A 514-nucleotide genomic window follows, 5' to 3' on the forward strand; every position below is an offset into this window, starting at 1 on the left:
GTGTTGCGTCATAAGTGTGGATTTTTTGATCTTTAGTTTTCACTTTCTAAGCTAGAAATACATAGACTTCGCCTATCTCAATAATAAGAATAACCAATTGTTGCTAATGCACGAATTTCATTACTCTTTTCCGAGAAATTAATGGGGGAAACATGGCAACGAAAGCAATTGTAGTGGAAGGTGGAGCGATGCGCGGCGTCTTTGCCAGTGGCGTGTTAGACGCATTTCTAGAGCGAGATTATAAGCCATTTGATTTTGCGATTGGTGTGTCGGCAGGCGCATCTAATTTGATTGGTTATCTGACCGATTACCCGCATCGCAGTATAAATGTGATTACACAGCTCGCGCCCAGCAAGCGCTTTTTCGATCCGACCCGTTTCCTCAAAGGTGGCGATTTGATTGATGTAAAATGGCTGTTTGAAGAGTCCAACCGTTTGTATCCCGTCGATGAGAAAAAGCTTTTTGAAGGCATTCCATTTTTTGCGGCCACCACTAATGTGGACACAGGTAAAGC

Annotated in this window: 1 protein-coding gene; it reads left to right on the plus strand. The window is 43.2% G+C overall.

The genetic code is table 11. The features are described 5' to 3' along the window. Positions 1-152 precede the first annotated feature (152 nt). On the plus strand, positions 153-514 hold a 362-nt coding region (locus tag R7Q11_RS29460; protein ID WP_225467377.1), incomplete at its 3' end, for a patatin-like phospholipase family protein.

Source organism: Vibrio sp. 970, from assembly GCF_033339075.1.